This window comes from Acinetobacter sp. 24-47-66 (assembly GCF_056779755.1).
Genome location: NZ_JBWYIL010000003.1, coordinates 104,820 through 130,397, shown reverse-complemented (window position 1 = coordinate 130,397; position 25,578 = coordinate 104,820). Strand labels below are relative to the sequence as shown.

At 36.8% G+C, this 25,578-nt stretch carries 29 protein-coding genes; 18 read left to right on the top strand and 11 right to left on the bottom strand.

Annotated features, from left to right (window positions below; all coding sequences use genetic code 11):
- Window positions 1–226: 226 nt before the first annotated feature.
- Window positions 227–1,045, bottom strand: coding sequence for an exodeoxyribonuclease III (locus AC1M84_RS04510; protein WP_092766525.1), 819 nt, complete (start codon window positions 1,043–1,045; stop codon window positions 227–229).
- A 38-nt stretch (window positions 1,046–1,083) separates the two neighbouring features.
- Between AC1M84_RS04510 and pyrE the strand changes: the two genes are divergently transcribed.
- Window positions 1,084–1,734: an orotate phosphoribosyltransferase gene (gene pyrE, locus AC1M84_RS04505; RefSeq protein ID WP_481594512.1), complete on the top strand. Its 651-nt coding sequence runs from the start codon at window positions 1,084–1,086 to the stop codon at window positions 1,732–1,734.
- Window positions 1,735–1,917: 183 nt separating this feature from the next.
- Here pyrE and arsH read toward each other — a convergent pair whose 3' ends face one another.
- The 3 genes from arsH to AC1M84_RS04490 are packed head-to-tail and all read right to left on the bottom strand — an operon-like array spanning window position 1,918 to window position 3,987.
- Complete coding sequence (arsH, locus tag AC1M84_RS04500) at window positions 1,918–2,622, bottom strand: arsenical resistance protein ArsH (RefSeq protein WP_481586963.1); 705 nt, start codon at window positions 2,620–2,622, stop codon at window positions 1,918–1,920.
- Window positions 2,623–2,627: 5 nt separating this feature from the next.
- Window positions 2,628–3,668, bottom strand: a complete 1,041-nt coding sequence (gene arsB, locus AC1M84_RS04495) for an ACR3 family arsenite efflux transporter (protein WP_481590156.1) — start codon at window positions 3,666–3,668, stop codon at window positions 2,628–2,630.
- A gap of 4 nt (window positions 3,669–3,672) precedes the next feature.
- Window positions 3,673–3,987, bottom strand: a complete 315-nt coding sequence (locus AC1M84_RS04490; protein ID WP_481586962.1) for an ArsR/SmtB family transcription factor — start codon at window positions 3,985–3,987, stop codon at window positions 3,673–3,675.
- An 82-nt stretch (window positions 3,988–4,069) separates the two neighbouring features.
- On the opposite strand from AC1M84_RS04490, the gene arsC reads away from it, so the two are divergent.
- A complete protein-coding gene (gene arsC / locus AC1M84_RS04485; RefSeq protein ID WP_035264681.1) occupies window positions 4,070–4,498 on the top strand; it encodes an arsenate reductase (glutaredoxin) in 429 nt (142 codons plus the stop codon).
- Window positions 4,499–4,616: 118 nt separating this feature from the next.
- Here the strand turns inward: arsC and AC1M84_RS04480 are convergent, their stop codons facing one another.
- Both AC1M84_RS04480 and AC1M84_RS04475 read right to left on the bottom strand, forming a co-directional pair.
- Entirely contained in the window at window positions 4,617–5,099 is a 483-nt protein-coding gene (locus tag AC1M84_RS04480; protein ID WP_092766524.1) for a GrpB family protein, read from the bottom strand.
- 384 nt (window positions 5,100–5,483) lie between these two features.
- A complete protein-coding gene (locus AC1M84_RS04475; protein WP_035270248.1) occupies window positions 5,484–5,768 on the bottom strand; it encodes a hypothetical protein in 285 nt (94 codons plus the stop codon).
- Window positions 5,769–5,850: 82 nt separating this feature from the next.
- Here AC1M84_RS04475 and AC1M84_RS04470 point away from each other — a divergent pair, with 82 nt between their 5' ends.
- The 6 genes from AC1M84_RS04470 (at window position 5,851) to AC1M84_RS04445 (ending at window position 9,231) form a co-directional block, all read left to right on the top strand.
- Window positions 5,851–6,366, top strand: a complete 516-nt coding sequence (locus AC1M84_RS04470) for a hypothetical protein (protein WP_143047397.1) — start codon at window positions 5,851–5,853, stop codon at window positions 6,364–6,366.
- 251 nt (window positions 6,367–6,617) lie between these two features.
- On the top strand, window positions 6,618–7,091 hold the full coding sequence (locus tag AC1M84_RS04465; RefSeq protein ID WP_092766523.1) for a hypothetical protein: 474 nt from the start codon (window positions 6,618–6,620) through the stop codon (window positions 7,089–7,091).
- 15 nt (window positions 7,092–7,106) lie between these two features.
- Entirely contained in the window at window positions 7,107–7,487 is a 381-nt protein-coding gene (locus AC1M84_RS04460) for a hypothetical protein (protein WP_035270939.1), read from the top strand.
- 550 nt (window positions 7,488–8,037) lie between these two features.
- Window positions 8,038–8,265, top strand: coding sequence for a hypothetical protein (locus AC1M84_RS04455; RefSeq protein WP_035270938.1), 228 nt, complete (start codon window positions 8,038–8,040; stop codon window positions 8,263–8,265).
- 432 nt (window positions 8,266–8,697) lie between these two features.
- Entirely contained in the window at window positions 8,698–8,967 is a 270-nt protein-coding gene (locus tag AC1M84_RS04450) for a hypothetical protein (RefSeq protein WP_155757006.1), read from the top strand.
- Window positions 8,968–9,027: 60 nt separating this feature from the next.
- Window positions 9,028–9,231, top strand: a complete 204-nt coding sequence (locus tag AC1M84_RS04445) for a hypothetical protein (RefSeq protein WP_035270252.1) — start codon at window positions 9,028–9,030, stop codon at window positions 9,229–9,231.
- Between the two features lie 350 nt (window positions 9,232–9,581).
- On the opposite strand, the gene AC1M84_RS04440 is transcribed toward AC1M84_RS04445, so the two are convergent.
- The 4 genes from AC1M84_RS04440 to AC1M84_RS04425 form a co-directional block, all read right to left on the bottom strand.
- The gene (locus AC1M84_RS04440) at window positions 9,582–10,205 is read right to left on the bottom strand and encodes a LysE family translocator (protein WP_092766522.1); all 624 of its coding nucleotides are present in this window, start codon (window positions 10,203–10,205) and stop codon (window positions 9,582–9,584) included.
- Between the two features lie 147 nt (window positions 10,206–10,352).
- Window positions 10,353–10,964 carry an NAD(P)-dependent oxidoreductase gene (locus tag AC1M84_RS04435; protein WP_092766521.1) on the bottom strand — a complete coding sequence of 204 codons (612 nt, stop codon included), beginning with the start codon at window positions 10,962–10,964 and terminating at the stop codon, window positions 10,353–10,355.
- Between the two features lie 250 nt (window positions 10,965–11,214).
- Window positions 11,215–12,081: a hypothetical protein gene (locus AC1M84_RS04430; protein WP_481594511.1), complete on the bottom strand. Its 867-nt coding sequence runs from the start codon at window positions 12,079–12,081 to the stop codon at window positions 11,215–11,217.
- A 141-nt stretch (window positions 12,082–12,222) separates the two neighbouring features.
- Window positions 12,223–12,780, bottom strand: coding sequence for a hypothetical protein (locus AC1M84_RS04425; RefSeq protein WP_481588798.1), 558 nt, complete (start codon window positions 12,778–12,780; stop codon window positions 12,223–12,225).
- A gap of 218 nt (window positions 12,781–12,998) precedes the next feature.
- Here AC1M84_RS04425 and AC1M84_RS04420 point away from each other — a divergent pair, with 218 nt between their 5' ends.
- The 3 genes from AC1M84_RS04420 (at window position 12,999) to gshB (ending at window position 15,793) form a co-directional block, all read left to right on the top strand.
- Complete coding sequence (locus tag AC1M84_RS04420; RefSeq protein ID WP_481594510.1) at window positions 12,999–13,832, top strand: 2OG-Fe dioxygenase family protein; 834 nt, start codon at window positions 12,999–13,001, stop codon at window positions 13,830–13,832.
- Window positions 13,829–14,722, top strand: coding sequence for a LysO family transporter (locus AC1M84_RS04415; protein ID WP_035270265.1), 894 nt, complete (start codon window positions 13,829–13,831; stop codon window positions 14,720–14,722). Before AC1M84_RS04420 ends, AC1M84_RS04415 begins: the two co-directional genes overlap by 4 nt.
- 132 nt (window positions 14,723–14,854) lie before the next feature.
- Window positions 14,855–15,793 (top strand): glutathione synthase, encoded by a 939-nt coding sequence (gene gshB / locus AC1M84_RS04410; protein ID WP_481592820.1) that lies wholly within the window; start codon window positions 14,855–14,857, stop codon window positions 15,791–15,793.
- 19 nt (window positions 15,794–15,812) lie between these two features.
- Here the strand turns inward: gshB and AC1M84_RS04405 are convergent, their stop codons facing one another.
- Window positions 15,813–17,030 carry an MFS transporter gene (locus AC1M84_RS04405; RefSeq protein WP_481594509.1) on the bottom strand — a complete coding sequence of 406 codons (1,218 nt, stop codon included), beginning with the start codon at window positions 17,028–17,030 and terminating at the stop codon, window positions 15,813–15,815.
- Window positions 17,031–17,423: 393 nt separating this feature from the next.
- Here AC1M84_RS04405 and murG point away from each other — a divergent pair, with 393 nt between their 5' ends.
- From murG to lpxC, 7 genes are all read left to right on the top strand, one after another.
- Entirely contained in the window at window positions 17,424–18,521 is a 1,098-nt protein-coding gene (gene murG, locus AC1M84_RS04400) for an undecaprenyldiphospho-muramoylpentapeptide beta-N-acetylglucosaminyltransferase (protein ID WP_179999161.1), read from the top strand.
- A 16-nt stretch (window positions 18,522–18,537) separates the two neighbouring features.
- Window positions 18,538–19,986 (top strand): UDP-N-acetylmuramate--L-alanine ligase, encoded by a 1,449-nt coding sequence (gene murC, locus AC1M84_RS04395; protein WP_180028490.1) that lies wholly within the window; start codon window positions 18,538–18,540, stop codon window positions 19,984–19,986.
- 55 nt (window positions 19,987–20,041) lie between these two features.
- Complete coding sequence (locus AC1M84_RS04390; protein ID WP_035265835.1) at window positions 20,042–20,971, top strand: D-alanine--D-alanine ligase; 930 nt, start codon at window positions 20,042–20,044, stop codon at window positions 20,969–20,971.
- Between the two features lie 3 nt (window positions 20,972–20,974).
- The gene (locus AC1M84_RS04385) at window positions 20,975–21,829 is read left to right on the top strand and encodes a cell division protein FtsQ/DivIB (RefSeq protein WP_481594508.1); all 855 of its coding nucleotides are present in this window, start codon (window positions 20,975–20,977) and stop codon (window positions 21,827–21,829) included.
- A 61-nt stretch (window positions 21,830–21,890) separates the two neighbouring features.
- Window positions 21,891–23,153, top strand: a complete 1,263-nt coding sequence (gene ftsA / locus AC1M84_RS04380; protein WP_481594507.1) for a cell division protein FtsA — start codon at window positions 21,891–21,893, stop codon at window positions 23,151–23,153.
- Between the two features lie 163 nt (window positions 23,154–23,316).
- Window positions 23,317–24,495, top strand: coding sequence for a cell division protein FtsZ (gene ftsZ / locus AC1M84_RS04375; protein WP_035265829.1), 1,179 nt, complete (start codon window positions 23,317–23,319; stop codon window positions 24,493–24,495).
- A gap of 123 nt (window positions 24,496–24,618) precedes the next feature.
- Complete coding sequence (gene lpxC, locus AC1M84_RS04370) at window positions 24,619–25,521, top strand: UDP-3-O-acyl-N-acetylglucosamine deacetylase (RefSeq protein WP_481594506.1); 903 nt, start codon at window positions 24,619–24,621, stop codon at window positions 25,519–25,521.
- Window positions 25,522–25,578: the final 57 nt, after the last annotated feature.

The window sequence follows — 25,578 nt, the reverse complement described above, 5'->3', positions numbered from 1 at the left end:
TGCGGGTCTCAATTCAACGTCCAATGTCTTCATCCTTGGAAAATAAACCGAAATTTATTTTCTTTTCATCCTACGGCTTCCAATCCCTATTGTCATCCTGACATGTCCCTGTGCCGTGCGACAATAATGCACTGAATTAGTCGGAATAAAAATACGTTAACACGACAAGATTTGTGAGCAATTAGCGTGCATTTAGTAAACAGTTGTTCACTCAGTTTGCACGGCACTAAATTTTATAATCGATAATGACAGGGGCATGATCGCTAAACCACGTTTCTTTATATACCCATGCATTCACAGTACGATCTTTCCAATCTGGTGAGCAAGCTTGATAGTCAATCCGCCAACCCACGTTCTTGGCACGGGCTTGTCCTCGGTTTGACCACCATGAATAAAGTTCTGCTTCTTTACGCACTTCACGGAAGGTATCGACATAGCCTAAATCATCATAAATATGATCGAGCCATGCACGTTCATGTGGTAAACAACCTGAAGCTTTTTGATTGCCTGACCAGTTCTTAATATCAATGCGTTTATGTACGATATTGTAGTCACCGCAAACAATCACAGATTTACCTTCATCACGCCATTGTTTCAAGATCTGCTTGTATTCATTTAGAAAGTGATCTTTACGGGCTTGTGCTTCTTCACCAGAAGAACCTGATGGTAAATAGAGTGAGCAAATATGAGCTGTTTTCTCTAAGCCTAGATCAAATTCTGCTGAGATAAAACGACCTTGTGAATCAGCCAATTCAAAACCCAGACCATCGGTAACTGAGATAAACGGCAAACGACTATAGATTGCGGTACCAGCATAGCCAGGACGCTCAGCTGGGAATAGGTGTGTATACCAACCTTCGGGCTTAAATTTATCTGTCCATTGTTCGTGTGTAATACGGGATTCTTGCATGCAAATGACATCGGCATCTGAAGTTGCCATCCAGTCAAAAATTCCTTTTTTTTCTGCAGAACGAAGACCATTTACGTTGATTGATACGACACGTAAAATTTTTTGATCACTAGGATAGCTACTCTTTGGTATCATGCTCGAGTTTAACCTCAATTTAATAAATGGAGCACCTCATGACAGCGCAAGCGGCATTTAATCCACAAGCTTTTATCGAACTGGCATTATCACGTGGTGTGCTTAAATTTGGTGAGTTTACTTTAAAATCAGGTCGTGTGAGTCCTTATTTTTTCAACGCCGGTTTGTTAAATGACGGTGAAGCCTTAACTGGCTTGGCTTCTGGCTATGCAGCAAAATTAACTGAATGTGATAATGTTGAAGTGATTTTTGGCCCTGCGTATAAAGGTATTCCATTTGTCGCTGCAACGGCTGTGGCATTGTCACAAAACCACGGTGTAAGTGTAACTTGGGGCTTCAACCGTAAAGAAGTTAAAGATCACGGTGAGGGGGGGGGTTTAGTTGGTGCTTCAGTTGAAGGTAAAAAGGTATGGATCATTGATGATGTAATCACTGCGGGTACAGCCATTCGTGAAGTTGTGACCATTTTAAAAAATGCAGGCGCGCAAATAGCGGGTGTATTGGTTGCGCTTGACCGTCAAGAAAAAGGTCAGGGTGAATTGTCTGCGATTCAAGAAGTTCAAAAAGAGCTTGAAATTCCTGTGCATGCGCTTATCACAATGAAAGATTTAATGGATTACTTAGATGCTAAAGGCGACAAAGATGCTTTAGCGAAAATGGAAGCGTACCGTGTGAAGTACGGAATCTAAGTCTTATAAAGTTCTACTTAATATTAATGTGAAACATTGCTTAATAAATAAGCGTGGAACTTGAAGAATCTATAAAAAAGCCCAGATCTATAGGTCTGGGTTTTTTATATTGATATAAGTTATTGATTTTTATTTAATAAAAAATCATTTCGCATAAGGTGTATTATGTTAATTTTAGGAAATCTAGATACTCTTTTGATTCACACGCTTTGAAAGCTCTTCTGCACTTTCTACACGTTCAGAGTAACGGTCAGTGAGATATGAGGACTGTCCCCTGGTTAAAAGCGTAAATTTATAAAGTTCTTCCATCACATCGACAATCCTCATGTAATAAGAAGAAGGCTTCATACGACCATCCTCTTCAAACTCTAGAAATGCTTTAGGGACTGAGGACTGATTTGGTATCGTGATCATACGCATCCAACGCCCTAAAATACGTAATTGATTTACAGCATTAAAGGATTGCGAACCTCCACAAACTTGCATTACAGCTAAGGTTTTACCTTGCGTTGCACGGATTGCACCCGCTGCTAATGGAATCCAATCAATTTGAGCTTTCAATATCGAACTCATTGAGCCATGACGCTCAGGAGAGCACCACACCATGCCTTCTGACCATGCTAAGAGTTCATGGAGTTCCTTAACCTTTGGATGTTGCATATCACCATCTTCAGGGAGGGGTAGCCCTTTTGGATGGAAGATTTTCACTTCCGCACCAAAATATTCAAGGATTCGACCAGCTTCCTGAACAGCTAAACGGCTATATGATCTATCACGATTTGAGCCATACAAAAGCAGTATTCTTGGTGGATGTTTAAGGTTCTTTGCCTGAACTTTTTCTAAAGTCGGTTTTTCTAAAAGACTAGGATCAATATTTGGTAGGTTCATTCGACTCATGCCTCTTTAAACACTTTTTTTCTCAGCCATAGCGAAACTGTCACTAAGGCAATCAATACAGGAACTTCAACAAGCGGACCAATCACGGTTGTGAAAGCCACAGGTGAAGCTAATCCAAAAGTGGCAATCGCTACAGCCAGTGCTAATTCAAAATTGTTGCCTGCCGCAGTAAAGGAAATAGCAGTTGTTTTAGGATAATCGTTACCCATCCACTTACTCATAAAGAAGCTGATGAAGAACATCGCAACAAAGTAAATTGTCAAAGGAATAGCGATCCTAAGTACATCTAGAGGAAGGCTAACCACTTCACCACCTTTAAGACTGAACATGGCTACAATCGTGAATAAAAGGGCAATAAGGCTGATTGGGCTAATCTTTGGGATAAATTTATCCTGATACCAAGCCAAACCATTCTTTTTAACCAAAATCAGTCGGGTTAAAAACCCAAGTAAGAACGGAATACCTAGATAAATAAGAACAGCATGGGTAATTGTCCAAAAGCTCACATTAATGATTTGTGCTTCTACCCCAAAGAATGGTGGTAAGAAGGTTAAGAATAACCAGGCATAAGTACTAAAGAATAAGATCTGGAAGATACTGTTAAACGCGACTAAGGCAGCGACATATTGATTATCCCCACATGCCAGATCGTTCCAGACGAGGACCATCGCAATACATCGGGCTAAGCCTATGAGAATTAGGCCAGTCATGTATTCAGGATAGGCATGTAAAAAAATGATTGCCAAACCAAACATTAAGCAAGGTGCTATTAGCCAGTTTTGAACGAGAGATAATGTAAGGGTTCGCTTGTCCTCAAAGACTTTAGGCAAAGTCGCATAGTCTACTTTGGCAAGTGGTGGATACATCATCAAAATAAGCCCTATTGCGATAGGGATATTCACTGAATTAATGCTTAATTGATCGAGTACCACAGATGCTTGAGGAAAAAATACACCAATACCTACTCCTAATGCCATGGCAATGAAAATCCATAGCGTTAGATTTCGATCTAAGAATGAGAGCTTTGATCCGGACATTGAATTACTCGCATTGCATAGAGATAGATAAGTTGCTTGCAGGTTTATTCAGTATTTCATCATTTAAGACATTGAGCACTGCATTTACCCATTCTGGTAAATCAGGATTTAATCGGTAATACACCCATTGTCCCTTGCGCTCATCTAGCAAAATTGAGAGGTTACGGAGTAAAGCCAAGTGACGAGAAATTTTGGGTTGGCTCAGTTGTAATATCTCTGTGATTTCACAAACACATACATTTTGTCTTGCTAAAATAATTTTTAAAATATCTAGACGTGTCGGGTCAGATAGGCATTTAAAGAAATCTGCTTGATCCATCATCTACACTCCAATATATGCTATTGCGAATATACGCATATCCATATATAAATGCAATATTACTAAGCTTTGAGTTAATCCAATGTCATCAAAAGTTAAGATCTATCACAACCCTGCTTGCGGAACATCAAGAAATACACTGGCTTTAATTCGAAATACCGGAGAGGAACCTGAAATTATTGAGTATCTTCTCAATCCTCCGAGCAAGAGAGAACTGATTAATTTAATTGAAAAATCAGGTCTTTCTGTACATGAAGCTATTCGTAAAAATGTAGAACCTTTTGAAACTCATAAATTGGATCAGCCACACTGGACAGATGAACAGCTCATTAATTTTATGCTTGAGTATCCAATTTTGATTAATCGTCCATTCGTAGTAACTGAGATCGGTGTAAAACTTTGTAGACCATCTGAACTCGTTTTAGATATTTTATCTGCACCTCAAATAGGTGCTTTTACTAAAGAAGATGGTGAAATAATCATCGATAAAAATGGTAAGCGGATTAAATAAATCCGCCTCATTTAACATAATAGGCGTTATGCGAAATCAAAAATAGTAGATAAGGATCCTATTTTGACCTTAATACAAAACGTAACATTTTGATTTAAATTAAGAAAATATAAATATTTTAAGAAATATTTTTATATAATATCTCTTCAATGAAAGAAGCTTTTACCTTTCTATAATCATCTTCTTCAAATCCAATACAGTCGATTTTTAACTGATTATATTGATCTACTAAATGTGGTGAAGAAATTAAGATATCTCTAAAAGTTAGAAAATTTAAGTACAAAGAATCTTCAGTAATAACTTGAAATGCTATATCTTTCTCAGAGTTAATAGCTTCTAGCATGCAAAGATCATTTGTTCTTAACGTATTGCTTTTCTCTCTAAAATTTAATTTTTTTAATAAATTTATAGATTTTTTAAACTCTTTTTCAGGGATACAAACTAAAATATCGAGATCACCCTTAGAATATGCATTAGGTATTGCTGAAGATCCTATATGCTCAACTCTAGCATTTGGAAGTAATCTTATAATTTTCTTTTCATATTCATTAAAAAGAATTTTCAATTCATCTTGATAAGCACTTGCAGGAAAAAATTTCATTATTCTAAAAACTAACTATTAATTCAGAAATACTTTATCAAACATAAAAAATCTAATAATTTTTTTATGTTTGATTTATTTAACATAAAATCTCTTATGTGAAATATATTAAAACAATAACTAAAGAAATTAGGTGTTCTTTTAAGGAAAAATGAGTAATCAAATTAAATGAGTATTTTTTAATCAACCATGTAATCCATGGTGTACATTGTTTCTAGTATTTGTCATCTTGGATGTAATTATTCGTTCTTTTATTATAAATAAATATAGAGCAGGAAGTTCTAGAAAATAAGATATGGATAAACAGGGAATGTTAAACGTCCAGCACCATTAAGCCTCTTATTAAAAAGCCCGACATGATGTCGGGCTTTTTAATAGAAATAATTACCAACGGCTCAATCTACCATTGTACAACATATCATTGATCTCACTTTGAGTTCTCCATGAACATTGGACAGTCGGATATTGATCCCCTCGATTAGAATGATAATCTCTATGGCGATCAGCAACTCTGTCACAATCAGCGATTTTATTATAAGGTCCACCTATTAGATGCCAAGTCTCTCCATGAGAATTATGTTTACATAATAGGAACAAGGGCTTATTAGCAAATACCAGAGTAGCTAATGAAGCTAATAATCCCCCAATAATAATTTTTTTTAATTTCATAATTAATTTCCTTTTTTAATCTACTCTTAATTATAATATAATAATATTTTTTAAAACACAAAAGGTATTTTCAGGTGATATTATGAGAAATATATTATATTTATTCTTATGTATGTCTTTTACACTAATAGCTAATGCTGCTTATGCATCAGATATTAATGATAAAAGTGAAATAATTAAGAAAATTAATTCTTGGTTAACTGAACATGTCGTAGATGAATTTGTAGAAGATAAAAAAGTTCCACAAGAAACATTTTATAGTAGTGCTGCTATAAACGTTGATGTGATGATGGTTGGACAAAGACTGAAGTATGATTATGATCGTCCAGTTTATGTTGAAGCCTATGATAATATTAAATGGTCAGACATGAAAAAAAATAATAATGGTAAATATTTAACAATTAATAAGGAAAATGTTAACGGGTTCTTGTTTTTTAAGAAACCTAACATAAAGTTGATAAAAGTAAATACTTATAAATCACCCCGTCCAACAAGAGAAGTTACAGATACAATAGAATTCCCTTTAACGAAAAAAGTTAGTAAAAGTGAGATTAATAAACTTGAACTACTGTTAAGTCAGTTAGCTAATAGTAAATAAAAAAAATGATGTGATTATTCAATTACCACTATTTCTATAGACTTTCTTTTAATTAGATAGAATGAGAATTAAAGAAAGATATTTCATAATAGAGTAGTAAGGCGTATGATCCTCGTGAAAATCATTTTTATATTATTTGGTTACTAAAAAATTCTGTTTTAACTCATTTCTATTAGTCACCAATCTAACTACTAGAAAGCTTATATTTTTAAGAAATAAATATTGTTAAACCTTTAGATAAGGCTCAGATCATGAAAATTTATAGCTTAGCTTTAATTGCTATTTTTTGTTCATCTACTTACGCAAAAAAAGTTGATAGTTTTTCTTCATTACAAGATGCTCATGAGGTTATAGACGAAGCAGGGCTCTATACCCAAGAAATAGTAGGTAATAATATCCGAGCTGATCTTTTTTCATTTGAGAGTTCAGGATGTTCAACTAGTTATTCAATAATGTTTACTGATAAAGATCGTAGTGGCAATAATGGAAAATATCTGCGAGAAATTTCTATAGATTGGACAAGAGCTAGTGTGAGAGGAGATGGATATACGATTAATAAGCTTTATGTTGGTCCTGTAAAATATTCACAATATACTTTATTAAATGGATGGAAGTTAGATCCTACAAGAACAGGCGGTGCTGCTATATGGTACGTAAAAGATAGTCATGCTAAAAAGATGAATGCAGCTCTTGATTACTTACATGAAAAGTGTAAATACAAATAAACTACCGGTGATGCTATGAGTTTTTACAAAAAATTATCTTCTACATTCCTAGGGATAACCTTAATCTGTGGTGCAGCATATACAAATGCACAAGATACTAGATATACATTTTGTCGTTCTCTAATTACAGAAAGTGCTATATCTTGGGATAAATCATTTTGGGTTGTATCTTCAGTTTTCCGTAATAACTTGAGTATATCTCGCTCAGATATTGGAATAAAAAATAGTTTTAATTCTTTTATTGAAGCTGAATTTGGTGGTCAAGCCCGTATGGCTATTTGTTTTCATGAAGATGATTATCAAGATGCATTAGATGAACGAAATGATCTCATTAGTGAATATAGAAATAGTGATGAAGATTATAAAACTGTACATTGGTCATATCGTGGTGATTAAAAGAGATTATCTAAATAACTATCACTTTCTTAAATATTTTTAATTAGATTTTGATCGAAAATACTAGGTATCCACCAAAATTTTAGACATACATAACTATCTTCTTCAGGGGTTTTTCATAATCTAATGAAAAACCCTTTAAAATCATAAAATTAGAGCAAGTTGTATCCAGTTTGGATGAACCGCCAACTTTTAATGATTTGATTAGGCGCATAATTACGTTAACTATCTGCAATATTTTATCTATTCTTTAATTAGACGACTTTATCAAAAATTGATAAGTGGATTTACTTAATCCTCTTGATTTAATATCAAACCTTATTCGAATTTTTATACATGAAAAAAAGCTCAGCCATAGGGTTACTGAGCAAAAGAGAAAATTTTAATAATCTTTTCATATTAGATTCATCATTTTTAAGTAAGAATAATACTTCCTGAACAGGATGCAGACGAGTCATTAAAAACTAGATAAATAATAGATGAAGATATTATATATTATCTAAAAATATGAGTTTATTTTATCATCACCTAGAGGTCAATTAGAATAGAAATGAAAAATTTTAGCGTTAATGATTTAGATTTATTGATTGAAAAATATCGAAAAGCAGACAAAGAAGTAAAGAAAATCCTAATCGGTTATAAATTATTTGGTGAATTAATGAATGATTCTAAATTTCATGAAGAAGTTATCAATTCAGCATTAAGTACTACGAAAAGAAAATATAAGAAAATAAAAATAAGAATCACAACAGATGAATATCAGCTGGATTTTGAATAAAGGTAAGCTAAGTATCCAATACTCAAATTCTCTTAAATTATCCAAAAATTTGTCCGCAGAAATTGGGGATGGATTTGATCTTAAAAGGCATATATCTTATAGGGAATTGCGGTTTTTGATCACTTTTTAACCAATTTTATTGGCAAAAAATGACAAATTTGCTCAAAAAGAAACCGACATGTTTCCAAGTCGATTTTTTGCTGTTTTTCAGGGTGGTTGAAAATTTTTAAGTTATTGATTTTAAATAATTATTTTTATTTCATTTCGCATAAGCTCTATTATGTTAAATAGAAGTAAATTTATTTAAAAATATGTTTGATTTAAGTAATTTTAATAATGCTTAACTTTTAATAAACTATATTTTAATATCAAATTAACAATAAAGTTGGTTTTCTTATGTTATTAAAAAAAATAGTTTTAATTAGTACAATAATGACTAGTAGTCTTGCTCTTGCATATGATCCTACAACGCCTTCATATTATTTAACTAAAGAATTGTGTGCAGAATATTATGCAGACTGTATTGATGTCTATGGGTCTGCTGGTAGCGGTGGAATGTCAGAGTGTGGAAACTCTTTAAATACATGCATCACTACAGGTGACTGGAATCCACCAAATCTTCCTGTGCCATCATCGAATAGATTATTAAACCTTTTTAGTTCAGAAACTAGAGAAGCTAAAACAATATATACCACGGTCTAATAAATCAGGATCTCAATGTAATATGATTGGGATCCTTACCAACATCTATAGAAGAGAAAAATGGATCAATTAAAAAAAATAAATGATGATTTATATCAAGCCGCAATATTATTAGACAGTATTCCTAGTAAGATTCAATCGGATCCATCACTAGAAAATAGAGAGAATATTTTACTGATAGGAAAAGCTCTCAGTCATATTTTTGAACTCCAAAATAATATTTATAAAATTCGGCCTGATTTAAAAAATAATAATCAGCAATAACAGTTCTTTATAGATTTTTTAAGAAATATAACGGCTTATTTGAGAATGCAAAAGTAATATTATATTTGTAATAGTTTCTCCAAAATTAACATAATACACGTTATGCGAAATTCTTATCTGCATCACACAAATTACATTTTTACGTTATGCCCAACTTTTCATTCAGTTCTTGTAACCTCATCACTCAAGGACGATTTTGCCACGGTGGGGTATATCAAATGCATAACCTGATCGCAGGCAAGAATCATCTAATCAATGATTTTTATCTTCTGAATAAAAGACGATCATGGCGGGTTGCATCATTAGAAACCCCGGGAATAAATTCATTCATAAATTGTAGTTTAAATAAGTTAAAGAGACTCATAAAAGAGCGCTGTGCTGAATATCCCATACCCAGCGATGGTCATGAGGATCGCGCCACACAAGGCTAAGATTTTTGAATAAATACGTTGTTGAGAAATAGCGTTAAAACCTAAATAGACCAAAGATAGTACGACAAAATCTAGAAGAATCCATGTGATGATTAACAGCGACAAACTTAAATCTATATTTGGTGTAATTTGAATAAACTGCGGAAAAAAAGCAGTGAAGAAAATAATATCTTTTGGATTGGAAATTCCAACTAAAAACCCTTTGGAAAAACCGCTATCCATCGGCTTGATCTTTGAAGAGGCAGTTTGATTGTGCTGAAAAGTTTCTCTAAGAATTTCAAAACCTAAATAGCCAATATAAAGACATCCTAGGACTTTGATGATGTTGAAAATATGCTCATTAAAATGAAGAACACCCTTAAGTGCAAGAATTGAAAGCGCAATTAAACATAGTGAGGCGACATTAGTGCCTAAAATGGTTTGTAATGCTTTTCGATAACCACCTTTTGCACCTGCACTGGCCACCAAAATCATAACAGGGCCTGGAGTGGCAATCATAATAATGACAGTGAAAATATATAAAAAATACTCAAGATAATTCATGAAAATACTACTTTTTAAATTTTATTTATATAAATATTATAACCTCTTTAGATTTCATTCATCTCATTTATTTAAAATATCTCATAGAGCGAAATAAATAATAAAAAAGGAAGCCTAAGCTTCCTTTTTTAATAATATCATTGAATATTAATAACCTACGCTAAAGCGCTCTTGAATATGGTTATTATTTTCAAGCTCATCACTGAGCGCTACTGCGAAATCTTCTGCAGAGATTTTACTGCCTTCTTCACCAACGATAAGTTCATCTTTACCAGAGCGATATTCACCAGTTCGCTTACCAGGACCGAATTCCGCTGCAGGAGCAATAAAGGTCCAGTCAATGTCGTCCACTTGTTTTAACTTATCAAAGAACTGAATGCCTGCTTCCGCCTCAGCTTTATATGCATCAGGGAAGTCTTCTGTATCGATTACACGCACATTTTGATTTGGTACAGTTAAACCGCCAGCGCCACCAACAACAATATAACGTTTAACTTTTGATTCACGAATAGCATTAAGAAGTGAATTGATATCAAGACCTTGGAAACGTACTGCACTAATTACAGCATCTTGACCTTTCAGCTCATTTACAAGTGCTTCTTGATCATTTAAATCTAAATCTACAGTTAAAACACGCTCTGTATCTGAAACTTTGCTTGTATTACGCGCAATCGCTTTGACGTAGTGTCCACGTGAAACAAGCTCTTCAAGAATACGAGAACCTGCCATGCCTGTTGCACCAATTAAAACTATTTTCATAATGCCCTCATTAAATTTATAACTATGATTATTGGAGTGCTAAATATTTAGTCATCACGATTAAAAAAATAAAATCATGAATGATTAAAATGTAATATTAATTTAGCTTAAAATAAAAAAGATTAATGTATTAAATCTATGTTGATTTATAGTTAAAATAGGAGTGAGAAGTTATTTAATTATTTTAAATGTAAATTTTATGTAATTATAAGCTTGAAAAATATTCATATAAAACCAGTCTAACTTTTATTTATTGTTGAAGTTGGTTTAAAGAAAATCGCCATATATCATTTTTATATCCATAGCTTTCATCTTTCGAGCTTGGTGGATGCTGTAAGATAAAATTATATAGTTGCTTTTTTTGATCATTATTCAGAACTTCAACAATAGCTGGTTGGTCGACAATTTGATTATTTAAATTCGCAATAATGTCTTCAATCATCTTCGGATTTTTATGCGTAAGTTGTTCTAAAGTCGTATTATTTCCCTGACCATTTAGCAGATATTTAGAAAGAAATTGTGCTTCGTTTGGTGAGATAGAATTTTGTTGAAGAAGTTCTTGTACAAGATTGTGCTGAGTTTGGACAGATGCGGTATGCGGTAGGCTAGAAATAAGAACTTGTTTAACCTTTGGATCTAAATTTGGATCCTGAAAACGTTGCTCTAAAGCGTGACTAATTTTCTGTCGAATCAAATCATTTTCAGGTAGGGATTTTTTGAGTTCATGTTCTCGATCAGTCAGCAACATCGCATTATTCAGTGCACCTATCGCTAAGCTTTGAATTTTAGGATTCTGATGTGTTAGAAATGGCAAAATTTGTTCAGCTGCTTCTAAAGGATTGAGAGAAGTAAGTTGAGTCAGGATTTCTTCTATTGCATTTTCATCATGCTGGTTTTGTTCAAGGAGCTGAAGTAAATCATGTATTTTTTCTTCTCGATTCGCAGCAGATTGATCCAGTTGAAGTAACTTTTTTGCCCATACGGGTAGGTTAGTGTTGAGTTTCATATCTGCACTATTTTCAGACAAGCTAGTCGCGCGATCTTCATTGCTTTTTAGCGTTGAAGTATTATTATTTTGATTTGATATACTTTGAGTCGTATCTGCTGTCGATTTCAAATACACCCATAAAATTACTGCACAGATCACGAAGATCAAAATAACCAAAAAAATATTTTTCTTATTCATAATATTAAAATATTAAGCTGTCGTTGCCTTCAACATCAGAGATGTGAAGGCAATATAATGGGAATGATTTATTTACACTCGTGTAATTGTGAGTAAGCTACTGTTGAAAGTTCCACGCGGTGTGCTTCCTCCTAGATTACCATTACCTGTCTGAGTGTAGAGCCATTTCGTAAAGCTGTCACATCGGAATGTTCCCTTTTGCCATGTATATTTGCTACAAGCACCGTTGGAGTTATATTGTGAACAGACTTGTACAGCTGGGTTCGGTGTTGCTGAATACAGCGTGTAAGCGACATGAGGTCGTTGCTGATTTGAAATCGCAGTGATTTGATTAGCAGCAGATGAGTAAGGAGATTTATATCCGAAACTTGTTTTGGCCTTTGCTCCCCAATATTTTGTAGTTTTAAATCCACTTAAGCTGACATATTCAATCACATCTACATATGCCGTTTTGTTCATGACTTGAACAATATTGTTTGAACTTACATATACACCTGTATGCCCTAATGCACCAACAATTGGAACGTTGAGGTCTCGACCGAGTACATCACCGACTCGTGTAGGATTGCCTGCTGCTAAAGTAACTGAACTGATAGTGAGTAAACAGAGTGTAGAAATTATTTTAATCATGGACTTGTACCTATTGTTGGAATATTAAGTCCTGTTAGTTTTATTCAACGATGTTAACGTTTGATGTAATTCGTATTTGAAGTTGTAACAATAATTTTGTAATTTTTCTTAATAATTTAATTTGAAATAGTAATATTATTTTGTGAGTAAACCTTAATAAAAACGTAATAATTTTAGCGTAACTATTATATTTATTTAGTTATTCTTAAGGATTAATTGTGCTTGATCAATTAGACGCTAATACTGAATCGTATAGCAATTTGACTGCTATAAAACATCAAGAAATTGATTTGAAGAATACCTTCAAAGCAAAAGGGTATCTACATTATAAATCTATAGAGGTGGATCATTTTTCTAAACTATTACTAGCTAAAGAGTTTGAAAAACTTGAAAAAGATCCTTTTGCACCTACACATACTCAAAGGTTTAGAAGATACGGAAATGCCTTAATTTTACCTTGGGAAAAAGATCTTAAGCCTATTTGGTTGCCGACAGTGCGTGATAATATAGGGCAGGAGTTATCTGGATATGATCAGGGAGGGAACAATCCCGAGCATCAGTCGATTCGTTATTTTAACGCGTTGAGCCAAGAAGCTAAATCTACGCAATATCTTAATGATTTGATTGTAGATGATTATCAACTTACTTTTGGTTTGGAAAATGCCTATCTGCCAATTTACGTGGGTGTCCATTTTGTCAAACTGCGTTCAACTCATGCCGATCAGCTAGGAATTAGTTCGCCTAATTGTTTTCATCAGGATGGTGAGCCATTCACATTTGCTCATTTGTTTTATAGGAGCAATAACATTGAAGGAGGTGAAAACTTTATTGCATCACCTCAGGAAAGAAATAAGCATTTAGATGAGGTAAATAATTATAATATTTATCAAAAATTTACGTTGAGACAAGCTTCTGAAAGTTTTGCTGTACACGATCCAGCAGTTTCACATTATGTATCACCTATTAGAAAAATAGATCAAGGCACAAATGCTGAGGCTGGTGAGCGCTGGATGATTTTGATTGATTTCTCTCTTACAAAGCAAAAAATATGATTCAAAATTTAATAATTTCGCTTTTACCTATTCTCATTTCTCTTATATTGGGTTGGGGCATAGGTAAAGCTGCAAACGTTCAAGTTCGCAATATATTGGTTGGTCAAATTACGTTTTTGGTGTGGTTGCTCCTCATCTCTATAGGCTTTCAATTTGGCAGTGTCTTGTTTGATAAAGATCTTGGTTCAAAAATATTAATTGAAGCTTTTATTTATTCTACAGTGTTAAGTGTGATTACCTTTGGACTTTTATTTAATCGTAGCCACTTTAAGGCTGAGCACCAAAAATCATTCAAGGATATGCTCAAACCTATTACCGAATGCTTGATTGCGATTGGAATGGTGTTGATCGGGATGGGGCTATATTGGCTATTACCCAAGACTTTATCAGGGGAAATGTTAAGCGCGATACTATTGTATGTGTTGATTTTTTTAATCGGAGTGGATTTGTCTACGATTAAAATTCAAGCCCTCACTATGAATCATATTAAAGTGCCATTTTTTTCAATCATTGCACTATTTATTGCGGCTTATTTGACGAGTCATATCATGACTCAATCTTTTGTCGAACTCGTTGTGATGGGGAGTGGATTTGGTTGGTTCTCTCTTTCTGGTCCTTTAGTTGCTAAAGTTTTAGGACCTGAGCAGGGAACTTTTGCTTTGATCACAGATCTTGTACGAGAGTTTTATGCGATTGCATTGTTGTATTTATTAGGTCAGCGTTATCCAAAGCCAATCATTGGTGTATGTGGTGCCACGGCGATGGACTCGACTTTACCCTTTGTAAAAAACAATTGTTCACCATTAGATGTACAAATTGCAATTCTCAGTGGATTTTTCCTGACGCTCATTGCGCCGTTTTTTATTATTTTTTTTAGTAGTTTGATATGAATATAAATTCTAATGCTCAGCAGAAATAGGAAAGAGCTTCTCTCAATTTATACAATTGATCCTTTGATAGATCAGTAGATCGTTCACTAAACTTCGTTATAATCGCTTCATTGATAAAATAGAGAACAGATCATGCGCGTACTTGTGGTGATGGATCCCATCGAAAATGTAAACCTCAAAAAAGATTCGACCATGGCAATGCTTTGGGCTGCTGCACGTCGCGGTCATGAGTTAGGGTATGCACTTCAGGAAGATTTATATATCGATCAAGGCAAAGCTTTTGGTTTGATCTCACCACTTAAAGTGTTTGAGGATTATAATCATTATTATGAACTTGGTGAAAAACAGAAAGAATCTTTAGCTGCATACGATGTTGTGCTCATGCGTAAAGATCCACCTTTTGATATGAACTTTGTTTATACAACTTATATTCTGGAACAAGCGGAACGTGAAGGTTCGTGGATTATCAATAAACCTCAAAGTTTGCGAGACTGTAACGAAAAGCTGTTCGCTACACAATTTCCAGAACTGCAGGTTCCGACTTTGGTAACTTCACAGCAAAGTTTAATCCGAGAGTTTATTGCTGAACATCAAGATGTGATTGTAAAACCACTAGATGGGATGGGCGGTATGGGGATTTTCCGTTTAACTGCTGCAGGGGCAAATATCGGTTCAACTTTGGAAATGTTGACTCAAATGGGGCAGCAACCGATTATGGCGCAACGTTATATTCCTGAAATTGTGGATGGAGATAAGCGTATTCTGATGGTCAATGGTGAGCCAATACCATATTGTTTAGCTCGTATTCCACAAAATGGTGAAACGCGAGGTAACCTTGCTGCTGGTGGGCGTGGTGAAGCACGTCCGTTGACTGAAAATGATAAGGCGATTGCTGCTAAAGTTGGACCATTCTTGCGTGAGAAGGGACTAGTATTTGTTGGTCTTGATGTCATTGGAAACTATGTAACAGAAATTAATGTGACTAGTCCAACATGTATACGTGAAATAGATGCACAATTTGGTACATCTATCGCAGATACATTATTTGATGTTTTAGAAACTGGACGTTAGTTGATCTGCAAAAAAGAGCCTAAATAGGCTCTTTTTTTTGCGTATATATTTTAAATAAATAATAGCTGGTCAATAGTCCTAGGGTGGAAAGACTTACGGTAACCCATGCGGCATTGGACCACTGGTGAGAAGACGAAACGAGAGCTGCTGTTGCTGGGGGAACAAGGAACTGCGCACATGCAGAAATTTGCAGCACTAAGCCCATACTGGATGCTGCTGCATTGACCTGTGGCGCGTATCTAAGCGTATTGGCAAAGACGGTCGTCGGAATAATGCCACCGATAAAAGAAAACAAAATAGCGCACAAATATTGCAACTCAAAAATCAACCAATAGGGTTGTGAAAATACAACCCAGCTACATAAAATTAGACTTAAAAAACTAAATTGAAGTAATTTAAAAGGAGCTATGCCTTTTTGAAGTAATACGCCTGCGCCAAAGGTTCCACCTAAGTTAGATAACACAACCATTGACACCAAAATTCCTACAAGCTTTAAATCCATATTGAATGAGACATACAAGCTGGGTAAAAAACCTGTGAGTGTGATCCATTGACTGGTATAGCAAGCAAAGATAACGGCTAGACAGAGAATGGGTGGATGGGTCGCGGTGGCTTTAACAATAGATAAAAAAGAGTTGGAGGTTGATGTGCTCAGTGCCTTTGTCGTTACAGTGGTTTGCTTATCGTCATAACGTAAAAAATGGTAAATCATCAAGGCAACCAGCCAACACAAGGCACCAAATAATGCCCAAATGTGTTGCCAACTGAGCCATTCGAGTAATACAGGGATGGTCAAAATAGCAAGACTAACCCCAACTCCCATATAAGAACTCCATAACCCCATTTTAAAATTCATGGTTTCAGGCGTGCTTAGGCGTTTTAAAATTGCGGGAGCGCAAAGACTAATGGTGAGAAATCCAATGCCTTCCATAAATCGAAAAAAATAAAGGCTAACACTATGATCAATCCATAAGCTTGCAAAACTACTCATCCCCAATAGAATGAGTGCAAAAATAAGACATTTTTTGAGTCCTATTTTCTCAGATACAGCACCAATACACAGGGCAAATAGCATTCCAGCACCTTGAACCAGTGATAAGGATAGGCCTGCTTGGGTGAAACTTAGATTTAAATCTTTTTGAAGAATTGGAATAACAGCAGAAAGTTTACCGACATGAATTGCAGCAAGGTAGCCTGCCAAAATAATCCAAATGTCATAAGATGATATTTTTGACATTTGCGTTTAAAAATCCTTTTATTCGCGAGCTGAATCTCAATGAGATATAGCAATATCATAAATAGAACTATTGCCTCATACCATTTAGACATAAGTTTATATCCAATATGGCGGTAGCGCAGATACGAAGGAACAATAGAACCAATGCTGTGGTGGTTTTTAATGTGCACATTAATCATTATGTTGGTGCGTTATAAACTAGATCGAATGGTAAAATACATAAAAAAGGCACACCTCATAATAAATCTAGTTTAAACTCTGAAATCATATGAAAAAAACAATTAAAGGGTCCGTGAAAAAAAGTAAATAAACTTTCATGGATATACGATTGTGATTACAATTGATACCTTATATAAAATTTTCTGTTAGCTCTTAGATTTGAAGAATTAGACCGTGACACAAGCTCAGCATAAACAACCTAAACATGTCATGATGATGGCTGCAGGTACAGGTGGACATGTATTTCCTGCCCTAGCAGTTGCTCAGGAATTACAACAGCAAGGTGTCGAAGTGTCATGGTTGGCAACGCCTTCCGGTATGGAAAACCGCTTGCTTAAAAATCACCACATTCCAATTTATCAAATTGATATTCAGGGTGTGCGTGGCAATGGAATCGTCCGTAAGCTGCAAGCCCCTTTTAAAATTTTAAAAGCAACGCTTAGCGCAATGCGCTATATGAAACGATTAAACGTAGATGCCGTCGCTGGTTTTGGCGGTTATGTTGCAGGTCCTGGTGGTTTGGCTGCGCGTATTCTTGGTATTCCTGTCATCATTCATGAGCAAAATGCAGTAGCGGGTTTCACCAATACCCAATTGGCTCGTGTTGCTAAAACGGTCTGTCAGGCATTCCCGAAAACATTTCCAGAAAACCATAAAATCGTGACTACAGGTAATCCCGTACGTAAGGAAATTTCTGCGATATTGAGTCCTGCTTGGCGATATCAAGAGCGAGAAAAAGCCAATCAACCTATTCGTATTTTAATTGTAGGCGGCTCTTTGGGCGCACAAGCATTGAATGAGCGCGTACCCGAAGCACTGAAACAATTAGATGTTCCTTTAAGTGTTTATCATCAGTGTGGTCAAAATCATGCTGATAGCACGCGGGCACGTTATGCCGATGCTCCTGATCATTTACAGGTAGAAGTTCAACCGTTTATTGAAAATATGGCGGAAGCCTATGCCAATGCCGATCTAGTAATCTGTCGTGCTGGTGCACTGACAGTTACTGAGATTGCTACCGCGGGTGTTGCAGCCGTATTTGTACCTTTGCCAAGTGCGGTAGATGATCACCAAACCGCGAATGCCAAATTCCTAGCAGATATTAATGCTGCAAAAATTTGTCCACAAGCGACACTCACTCCTGATTCATTAAAAGCAGTTTTATTGCCACTCATGAACCGTACATTGTTGACGGAAATGGCTGTTAAAGCACGTCAACAAGCTCAACCAGATGCAACTCAGCGTGTGGTTGGTTTAATTCAAGATTTGTAAGTTTTTAGAGAAAATTATGTCTTCAACGAACCCAGCTGATAAAGCAAAAAACCTGATCAAAATTCCTGAAATGCGCCGTATCAAACATATTCATTTTGTGGGTATAGGTGGTGCAGGAATGTGCGGGATTGCGGAAGTCTTAAAAAACCAAGGCTATAAAGTTTCAGGGTCGGATATTAAAGCCTCTAAAACCACTGCACAGCTTGAAGAAAATGGCATTAAAGTTCATATCGGACACGCTGCTGATAATATTAACGGTGCGAATGTATTGGTTGTATCGACCGCGATTGACCAAGAAAACCCAGAAATTAAAGCAGCGATTGAAACACGCATCCCTGTAGTGCGTCGTGCGGAGATGTTGGGCGAGTTGATGCGTTACCGTCATGGTATTGCGGTTGCAGGCACACATGGTAAAACCACTACGACAAGTTTGGTGACCTGTATGCTTGCTGAAGAAAACATGGATCCGACATACGTGATTGGTGGTTTGCTTAATCGCTCTGGAGTAAATGCTGCTTTAGGTGCGAGTCGTTATATTGTAGCTGAAGCAGATGAATCTGATGCTTCATTCCTATATTTAGAACCAATGGCCGCTATTGTCACCAACATTGATGCTGATCATATGGACACTTATGGTGGTAGCTTCGATGTTTTGAAAGATACTTTTGTTCAATTCTTGCAGAAGCTTCCGTTCTACGGTTTAGCAGTGGTGTGTGGCGATGATCAAAATATTCGTGAAATTATGCCACGTATTGGTCGACCTGTTTTAACTTATGGGTTTAACGAAGATAACGATATTCGTGCTGTAGATGTGGTACAAGAGGGGATGCAATCACATTTTACTGTGCTTCGTAAAAACAAAGAGCCACTCAAGTTAACCATTAATATGCCTGGTTTGCATAACATCCTTAATGCGTTAGCTGCGATTGGTGTGGCAACTGATGAAGGTGTATCTGATGCTGCAATCGCTCGTGCTTTAGAAAGTTTTAGTGGTGTAGGGCGTCGTTTCCAAATTCAAGGTGAATTTGAGTTAGGTGATGGAACGGTCAAACTGGTTGATGATTATGGTCACCATCCAAAAGAAGTTGAAGCAACGATTAAAGCTGCGCGAGCAAGTCATCCTGATCGTAGACTTGTGATGATGTTCCAACCTCACCGTTTTAGCCGTACACGTGATTGTTTTGATGATTTCGTTGATGTCTTGTCACAAGTCGATCAATTACTGCTATTAGAAGTATATTCTGCAGGTGAAAAGCCGATTGTTGGTGCAGATAGTCGCTCACTGGCAAGAAGTATCCGATTACGTGGTGATGTTGAACCAATCTTGATTGATCCAGTAGAAGGGAATTTGCCAAATGTGATACAAAAAGTGTTACAAGCAAATGACTTGTTATTGACTCAAGGTGCGGGTAACGTTGGAGCAATTTCAATTGAGCTTGCTCAGAACCAGCTCTATTTAAAATAATCGTCGTTTGATGATTTGGCTAAATTGAAAATTTTATAAGTTTAAGGAACTAAACGTGTCAAATGCTTCTAAATTCGGCAAAGTTGCTGTATTGCTTGGTGGTAAATCTGCAGAGCGTGAGGTGTCATTAGATAGTGGTAAGGCTGTACTTGAAGCATTGGTACGTTCAGGGGTGAATGCAGAGGGTTTTGACCCTCAAGAACGCAGTGTGACTGAATTGGTAAATTACGATCGTGCATTTATTGTGTTACATGGTCGTGGTGGAGAAGATGGTCAAATCCAAGGCGCATTAGAGTGGTTAAATATTCCATATACTGGAACTGGTGTGCAGGGGTCGGCTATTGGAATGGATAAAGTAAAGACCAAGCAAATTTGGCAAGGTTCTGAACTTCCTACAGCGCCATACCGCATTGTTTCTAAAGATACTGATGCACAAGCACTCGTTGCAGAGCTTGGATTACCACTGATTATCAAACCCGTGCATGAAGGCTCAAGTGTGGGCATGAGTAAGGTTGAGAAAGCAGAGGATTTAGCTGAAGCAATTAAAAAAGCGACTCAACATGATGCCGTGGTCATGGCTGAGAAGTGGATTACAGGTCGTGAATTTACGATTTCATTTTTAAACGGCCAACCATTACCAGTCATCCGTTTACAACCTCCAGCTGATGTAGCCTTTTATGACTATGAAGCTAAATACCAACGCAATGATGTTGAATATGGTATCCCTTGTGGTTTGAGTGAAGCTGAAGAAAAAAGCTTACAAGCACTTTGCTTACGAGCGTTTCAAGCTGTTGGGGCAAGTGGTTGGGGTAGAATTGATGCTATGCAGGATGAGCAAGGTCAATTTTGGTTGCTAGAAGTGAATACTGTTCCAGGCATGACCAGTCATTCATTGGTACCAAAAGCAGCTCAAGCAGTAGGTTATAGTTTTGAAGATTTGTGTTTGGCTATTTTAGAGCAAACCTTAGCGAAAGAATCACACTAAGTTATGGCTCAACTACCTCCATCGATGCGTCGCAAACGTGCGGCGATTACATCGATTCATGACAAACCACCGACTCGCAAAGAGAAAATGATTAATGCGGGTGGTTGGGTCATGCTTATTTTTGCATGTTGTGTACTTTTGATCGGGATTTATGGCTTATATAGCGTCATGACCAATGCAAAAGTAGCATCGTTGGATGTGGTTGGTCTGCAAGCCGAGCCTGAAATTAGTCAAGTAAAACAGCAGTTAATGCCTACCATTACAGGCAATTATTTTACTGCTGATCTTGAGCAAATTCGTGATAAGGCATTAGAGATTTCTTGGGTAGATCGAGTGGTCATCTCTAGAGCTTGGCCAGACGGCATTAAGGTTCGTGTTATTCCGAAACATCCGATTGCACGTTGGGGAACAGGACGTCTGTTAAGTGATCAGGGTGTGGTGTATACAGAGGCGTACTCTAGAAATCACGCAAATTTACCACTTATGCATGGTCCGTCAGATCAGTCAAAAGTCATGATGAGACGTTATCATGAAATTAATCAACTGTTTAGTCCAGTGAATCTGCGTTTGAAAGAGCTATATTTAACAGATCGTCGGACATGGTTTATGCAGTTCGATTCGGGTTTACGTATTATTGTGGATCAGGATCAGACCATAAGCAAACTGCAACGATTGAGTCACTTATCTCAAGCAGATCTGAAAGTGGTTTGGCCAAGAGTTTCAGCGATTGACTTACGTTACCGTAATGGCTTAGCGATTCAATGGAAAAATGCGACACCACCAAAGATTATAAATGGTCAGTTTGTTGTAACCATTAATGACATTAACATTGCAGATTCAAGAGTTGCAAAGCCATAATACGTGGCTTTAAAAATAGGCATAAGCCAGATATAAACAATGAAGAAAATGGTAGTGAATCATGAATGAGGCTGTTCCCTCAGTTGTTGCGATAGACATTGGGACACATAAAGTTTCAGTTCTAATTGGTAAAGTACATGCGCCGGATAATATCCAGGTCATCGGTATGGCGACTGCGCGAAATAAAGGCATGAACAAAGGAAAAATTGTTAGCCTTGAAAAAGTGATCTCTGCGATTAAGAATGCGGTACAAGAAGCAGAAGATATGGCGGAGTGTCGTGTGCATTCGGCATGGGTATCGATCCCGAGTACAGAACTGCAAAGTGCTTATGCGACAGGCCGGACACCGATTTCTAATCCAGAACGCACCATTACGACTTCAGAAGTGGTTAAAGCTTTAGAAATGGCAAAAGCCAGTCATTTAACTTCTGATCATTATCTTGCAAGTGCAGTCCCATTGGGTTTTGAGTTGGATGATTCACCTGAGTGGGTGCATAATCCAATTAACCTTTCAGCAAATAGCATGACGGCGCATTATCAACTTATGATGCTACCAATCAGCACCATGCAAAATTTAGATCGTGCAATGAAAGGCGCCAATATTTTTGTCGAAAAGATGGTGATTTCATGTTTAGCAACGGCTGAAGGTGCATTGCTGAAAGATGAAAAAGAGTATGGTGTATGCTTATTGGATATTGGGGCTGGTACAACCAATATTGCAGTTTATATTGAAGGTCATTTAGTGCTAGCACACACCATTCAACGTGGTGGTGAAAATGTAACGCGTGATATCGCCGCAGTATTGCAAACGACGACCGAAGAAGCTGAACGACTCAAATTGCTTTACGGCTGTGTTGATTTACAGCAAGTCAAACCTGAACATATGATCGAGTTTGAAGCGATCGATGGTCCTCAAGCGATCAGTCGGATTGAGCTATCAGAGATTATTATTGCACGTTACGAAGAAATTCTTTCTATGGTGCGTGATGAGTTACAACAACGTGGTGCGCTACAAAGTTTATATCACGGTGTAGTTTTAAGTGGTGATGCATGTCAGATTGAGGGTATGATCACACTATCACGTCGTATGTTGGGTGTTTCTGCCCATTTAGGCAATCCTCCGCTACAAGTATATGCGGATGATCAACATTTACCGGCATTAAGACGTTCAATGTATTCTACCGCAACAGGATTGCTGTTATTTAGTCAAAGCGATTTACAAGAATCGGTTGAGCAACCTGAAGAAGTGAATAAGCGTCCAATATTAGAGCGCATAGCGAATGGTTGGAATGCGTTTAATAACAAATTGAAAGGTATTTTTTAAGTTTAGTTTTTAAGGGAGTATTGTTTGCAACTTGTAAGAGCAACTTCATGTGCTTGACAAGAATGTGATTGCAACGCATCCTAAAAACAAATTTTTATTATTGAAGATCAAGGCAGTATACGGGCTTAAGTGACTGCCAAATTTATTAGGAAAAGTTAAGGTCATGGCTTCATTTGAATTTTTAGAAGATGAACAAACCGATAATAACGGTCAAGCCCGTTTTACTGTGTTTGGTGTTGGTGGCGGTGGTGGTAATGCCGTACAACACATGGTGCAATCTGATATCAAAGGCGTGAAATTTGTTTGTGCAAATACAGATAAACAAGCTTTAGATCGTATGAATGCGCCATTCAAAATCCAATTGGGCCAACAAAGTACGCGTGGACTAGGTGCAGGAGCAAATCCTGATGTCGGTCAAATTGCAGCAGAAGAAAGTCGCGAGTTAATCCGTCAGCATCTAGAAGGTGCAGATATGGTATTTGTTACTGCCGGCATGGGTGGTGGTACTGGTACTGGTGCAGCACCAGTCGTGGCTGAAATAGCACAAGAAATGGGTATTTTGACGGTTGGTGTTGTCACCACTCCATTTAACTTCGAGGGTCGTCGTCGTCAACGTTCTGCTGAAAAAGGGATCGAAGAACTTGAAAAGCATGTTGACTCATTGATTATCATTCCAAACCAACGCCTACTTAGCGTTTATGGTGATATTTCGATGCAAGATGCTTATCGCAAAGCGGATGATGTCTTGCTTAACGCAGTACGAAGTATCTTTGATCTAGTTGTGCGTCCTGGTCATATCAACCTTGACTTCGCCGATTTGAAAACAGCGATGAGCACACGCGGTTATGCGATGATGGGTGAAGGTAAGAGTAGCGGTCCAGATCGTGCTGAAGATGCAGCGCGTCTTGCGATTCGCAGCCCGTTACTTGACAACGTAAATATTATGAACGCGAAGGGTGTTTTAATTAATATCACTGGCGGTAATGATGTTACCTTACGTGAAACCGAAATTATCACAGATGTTGTCAATCAGATTGTTGATCTAGATGAAGGTGAAGTCTTCTTTGGTACAGTATTTGATCCAGATGCGCGTGATGAAATCCGTGTTACTGTGATTGCGACAGGTTTAACTCGTAATGCGAATGAAACGGAAGTGAAGCGCCGTGCGCCAGTGAGTGTAAACCCATCAGTTGGTGGACAAGCTGCTGCTTTGGATGAAGATGATGTTCCAGCAATCAGTAAACGTCAGAATCAAGAGAGTGTAGCCCCAGAGCCTTCTGCAGCGCCTCGATCTGCACCCATGAGCATTCAAGATTATCTTAAAAATCAACAGCGTAAATAACATGTAACATAATGTGTTTACGATGATCAAACAGAAAAGGTGGCTCTTATGCCACCTTTTTGATTTTTATCAATGGCTAAATGTGCTAACGTATACTAGATTTTAGATGAATATTGAAGAAACATGTTGAAACAACGCACCCTGAAACGAGTCGTGAAAGCGAGTGGTATCGGATTACACAGTGGGCAAAAAGTAATGATTAACTTTGTACCACATGTAGCTGATGGGGGTATTGTTTTTCGCCGTATTGATTTAAATCCGCCTGTAGATATTCATGCCAATGCGATGCTGATTCAGGAAGCATTTATGTGTTCGAATTTGGTACAAGAAAATGCCAAAGTTGGGACTATCGAACATATTATGAGTGCGATTGCAGGTCTTGGTATTGATAATCTGATTATTGAAGTATCAGCTTCAGAAGTTCCAATTATGGATGGAAGCGCTGGTCCATTTATCTATTTACTCATGCAAGGTGAGTTGATGGAGCAAGAAGCGCCTAAAAAATTTATAAAAATATTAAAGCCTGTTGAAGCATTAATTGACGATAAGCGCGCTATTTTTAATCCGCATGATGGTTTTCAACTTAATTTTACGATTGATTTCGATCACCCAGCCTTTGCCAAAGAATATCAGTCTGCCAGTATTGATTTCTCAACGGAAACATTTGTTTATGAAGTCAGTGAGGCACGTACTTTCGGCTTTATGAAAGATTTGGATTATCTTAAGGCGAATAATTTAGCTTTGGGTGCTAGTTTAGAGAATGCAATTGGTGTTGATGATTCAGGTGTCGTGAACGAAGAAGGCTTACGATTTGCTGATGAATTTGTACGTCATAAAATATTAGATGCGGTGGGTGATCTTTATTTACTCGGACATCAAATTATTGCGAAGTTTGATGGTTACAAATCTGGACATGCACTCAATAATCAACTGCTTCGCAATGTTCAGAGTGACCCATCTAATTATGAAATTGTAACATTTGATGACGAAAAGTCTTGTCCAATTCAATATGTAAGTGTGATCTAAGTCATTGTCTTCAGGTTAAATGTTATAGTATAACATTGTTAAGTGTGACTTAATTCT

Coding starts and splice junctions, on each gene's coding strand:
- AC1M84_RS04510 (WP_092766525.1), bottom strand. CDS start 1,045: ATGATACCAAAGAGTAGCTATCCTAGTGATCAAAAAATTTTACGTGTC.
- pyrE (WP_481594512.1), top strand. CDS start 1,084: ATGACAGCGCAAGCGGCATTTAATCCACAAGCTTTTATCGAACTGGCA.
- arsH (WP_481586963.1), bottom strand. CDS start 2,622: ATGAACCTACCAAATATTGATCCTAGTCTTTTAGAAAAACCGACTTTA.
- arsB (WP_481590156.1), bottom strand. CDS start 3,668: ATGTCCGGATCAAAGCTCTCATTCTTAGATCGAAATCTAACGCTATGG.
- AC1M84_RS04490 (WP_481586962.1), bottom strand. CDS start 3,987: ATGGATCAAGCAGATTTCTTTAAATGCCTATCTGACCCGACACGTCTA.
- arsC (WP_035264681.1), top strand. CDS start 4,070: ATGTCATCAAAAGTTAAGATCTATCACAACCCTGCTTGCGGAACATCA.
- AC1M84_RS04480 (WP_092766524.1), bottom strand. CDS start 5,099: ATGAAATTTTTTCCTGCAAGTGCTTATCAAGATGAATTGAAAATTCTT.
- AC1M84_RS04475 (WP_035270248.1), bottom strand. CDS start 5,768: ATGAAATTAAAAAAAATTATTATTGGGGGATTATTAGCTTCATTAGCT.
- AC1M84_RS04470 (WP_143047397.1), top strand. CDS start 5,851: ATGAGAAATATATTATATTTATTCTTATGTATGTCTTTTACACTAATA.
- AC1M84_RS04465 (WP_092766523.1), top strand. CDS start 6,618: ATGAAAATTTATAGCTTAGCTTTAATTGCTATTTTTTGTTCATCTACT.
- AC1M84_RS04460 (WP_035270939.1), top strand. CDS start 7,107: ATGAGTTTTTACAAAAAATTATCTTCTACATTCCTAGGGATAACCTTA.
- AC1M84_RS04455 (WP_035270938.1), top strand. CDS start 8,038: ATGAAAAATTTTAGCGTTAATGATTTAGATTTATTGATTGAAAAATAT.
- AC1M84_RS04450 (WP_155757006.1), top strand. CDS start 8,698: ATGACTAGTAGTCTTGCTCTTGCATATGATCCTACAACGCCTTCATAT.
- AC1M84_RS04445 (WP_035270252.1), top strand. CDS start 9,028: ATGGATCAATTAAAAAAAATAAATGATGATTTATATCAAGCCGCAATA.
- AC1M84_RS04440 (WP_092766522.1), bottom strand. CDS start 10,205: ATGAATTATCTTGAGTATTTTTTATATATTTTCACTGTCATTATTATG.
- AC1M84_RS04435 (WP_092766521.1), bottom strand. CDS start 10,964: ATGAAAATAGTTTTAATTGGTGCAACAGGCATGGCAGGTTCTCGTATT.
- AC1M84_RS04425 (WP_481588798.1), bottom strand. CDS start 12,780: ATGATTAAAATAATTTCTACACTCTGTTTACTCACTATCAGTTCAGTT.
- AC1M84_RS04415 (WP_035270265.1), top strand. CDS start 13,829: ATGATTCAAAATTTAATAATTTCGCTTTTACCTATTCTCATTTCTCTT.
- gshB (WP_481592820.1), top strand. CDS start 14,855: ATGCGCGTACTTGTGGTGATGGATCCCATCGAAAATGTAAACCTCAAA.
- AC1M84_RS04405 (WP_481594509.1), bottom strand. CDS start 17,030: ATGTCAAAAATATCATCTTATGACATTTGGATTATTTTGGCAGGCTAC.
- murC (WP_180028490.1), top strand. CDS start 18,538: ATGTCTTCAACGAACCCAGCTGATAAAGCAAAAAACCTGATCAAAATT.
- AC1M84_RS04385 (WP_481594508.1), top strand. CDS start 20,975: ATGGCTCAACTACCTCCATCGATGCGTCGCAAACGTGCGGCGATTACA.
- ftsA (WP_481594507.1), top strand. CDS start 21,891: ATGAATGAGGCTGTTCCCTCAGTTGTTGCGATAGACATTGGGACACAT.
- ftsZ (WP_035265829.1), top strand. CDS start 23,317: ATGGCTTCATTTGAATTTTTAGAAGATGAACAAACCGATAATAACGGT.
- lpxC (WP_481594506.1), top strand. CDS start 24,619: ATGTTGAAACAACGCACCCTGAAACGAGTCGTGAAAGCGAGTGGTATC.